This is a genomic window from Aerococcus sp. L_32, from assembly GCF_050689315.1.
Genome location: NZ_JBOEQF010000298.1, coordinates 1 through 2,430, shown reverse-complemented (window position 1 = coordinate 2,430; position 2,430 = coordinate 1). Strand labels below are relative to the sequence as shown.

General features: G+C 45.3%; 2 protein-coding genes and 1 pseudogene. All 3 read right to left on the bottom strand.

The genetic code is table 11. From position 1 onward, the window contains the following. Positions 1-706, bottom strand: a pseudogene (locus ACRCJ0_RS12030) (phosphomevalonate kinase); the annotation flags it as partial. Then, positions 690-1,703 (bottom strand): diphosphomevalonate decarboxylase, encoded by a 1,014-nt coding sequence (gene mvaD, locus ACRCJ0_RS12025; RefSeq protein ID WP_431390568.1) that lies wholly within the window; start codon positions 1,701-1,703, stop codon positions 690-692. The gene mvaD and the pseudogene ACRCJ0_RS12030, both read right to left, overlap by 17 nt. 63 nt (positions 1,704-1,766) lie before the next feature. After that, the coding region (locus ACRCJ0_RS12020; RefSeq protein WP_431390567.1) for a mevalonate kinase family protein at positions 1,767-2,430 on the bottom strand (664 nt) is incomplete at its 5' end.

Genomic DNA, 2,430 nt, shown 5'->3' with positions numbered 1-2,430 from the left:
TCAATTCCGGCCAAAATTCTTCGATTAAGGCATGGATTTCTTGTCCAGTTGACTTGGCTTGTTGGTCAAACCATTCCCGGTCAAAGTTTTGGTAGTAGATGACACCAGTTTGGGTGCTGGCTGCGACATCTCCAAGTGATCCTACCATACCCAATTGCGCTTGGGTAATAGCGACCAGTTTAAAGACTCGGTAGACCCACTGCGGTTCCGTAATACCTTGGTCTAATTTGTAGAATTTCAATAAGGCTGAAACGACAGCCACTGAGATAGCACCAGATGAGCCTAAACCATATTTAGTTCCGTCAGCCGCGTCCAAGTCGGACTCAATCTTCAAGTCAAAGTAATCAGGTATCGCTACCGATTTCATACCTACCGCTTCAGCGTATGCCATCACAGTTTGTATAGCTTGCCAGATTAAGGGGAATTCGCCAGCTTCTGGATCGTCAGAAACGACTTGTCCATTGACGTCGTAGGTCCAAGCAATTGGATGGTCAGCCTGGTTGGTGATTAAGTAGCCATTTTGCCCAGAATTTACCTCTAAAGTGAGGTGTAAGAAGGCGTCAACAGTCGTTAACAAGGCAGCTTGGCCAGAACTCACCACTGCATATTCGCCCGCAAGGAATAATTTACCCGGTACGGCCACCTTGATGGCGTCTGTTTCGTTATTCGTATGGATTATCGTGCTATCATTATAAGATTGCGCCATCGTCATACTCCCATCTATCTAAGGGTTTAATCCCAGGTCCAGCAGTCGTTTGGATAAAGTTCATATCCTTAAACCGTTCTGCAAAAAAGGCTTCCACCTCGTCCATCTGGCTCGCTTTACATAAAACTTTCACGTTCGGTCCAGCGTCAATTGTATAGTAAGCTAATACGCCAGTTTTCCGCAAATCTTGGACTGCTTGAATGGCTTTAATAGTATCTGGTTCGAAATAAGTAAATGAAGGATCAGAAGCCATAGTTGTTGCATGCATCCGCATGGCATTGGCTTCAGCAATTTCACCCATCAATTGGAAATCTTGCTCGGCAATGGCCGCTTTAATCCGTTCTAAATCAATCATATTTTGACGCACCCACTCCTGGTAGAAAGGTGACGTCCGCAAGGTATGGGCCATCCCTTCACGAGAAGACACGCGTTTCTCAGCGGTGTTAATGGCCATAATAACCATACCAACATCCCAAGAGGCGTCGTCAATTTCAACTGCCATAGAGTTTTCATTGCTGGTCCCTTTTTGCCATTCAACAAAGCCACCAAAAATGGACCGGGTTGCTGATCCAGATCCTCGTCGTGCAAATATCGATAGGGACTGGTCAGAAATTTGATTTTCTAAATTCAAAGCCTGTCTAGTAGCCGCCGCTAAGGCCGAAAATGCCGATGAAGAAGAAGCCAGGCCTGCCGCAGTGGGCACATGATTGACACTTTCTACCTTGGCGCGCAAGTCTAGGCCAACTTCTGCTCTAAACATGTCTAAAAACTTGCTGATTTTTGCCGTATCTGCTTCATTGCCTAATTGATTGTTTAAATAGAAAACATCCGCGTCCAAATCACTCGAAAAAGTCACGCGTGTGTCTGTATACAAGGCGTCTAAAGTGAGCGACAAACTAGATGTAGTGGGGATAAATAGGTCCTTATTCGCCTTACCCCAATATTTAATTAATGCAATATTGGTGTGCGCCCGGTAAGCGCCTTGAAAAACTGACATCTCGATTCTCCCTCAAAAAATTTTCTTTCACTTATTATAACCGATTTTTACAGATTACGCCTACTATTCGCCGGCATTATCATCTATAGGTGATGATTTAAAAGGCACCACCCAACTCGCCACCGCCATATTCTCCTCTTTTAAAGCTTTAGCCAAAAGGGCAGCCTTGTCCTTGCTGTCACACAAGGCGAAATAGCAACCGCCACGTCCACCACCAGTTAGCTTGGCTGCGCCGGCTCCATTCGCTTCCGCAAAAGTGACGCCCGCTTCAAGTTCAGGACTGGATACTTGTAAAGCCCGCAAGTGTTGGTGGGCATCCTTAAATGTGCGACAAATAGCCGTAAACCACTGGTCATTGGCCATTTTGGTAGGATCTAATTCAACTAAATCAATGAAGCGCGTAGCGGCTTCACCAAGCTGACGCAAGTTATGTTCAACAGCTTGTCGGCGGGTAATAAAGGCTGAATTCAAGCCAGCTGCCACGTCAGATACCGCATTTTTAGTGTTACCGTGAATACCAGTATCCGCAACCACCAACCAATAAGGGGTGTCGAAATGAACAATCGTCATTGGTTGATTTTTTTGATAAATCAAAGGCACACCAAGACCGGCTACGCGTGCATCCAAACCAGAAGGATTGCCGTGACTAATTTTTTCAGATAAGTCTACGTATTTTAATAGTTGGTCTTCTGTAAGGGGGAGTTCATAGTAATTGTAGAAAGCACGG

Coding starts and splice junctions, on each gene's coding strand:
- mvaD (WP_431390568.1), bottom strand. CDS start 1,703: ATGTCAGTTTTTCAAGGCGCTTACCGGGCGCACACCAATATTGCATTA.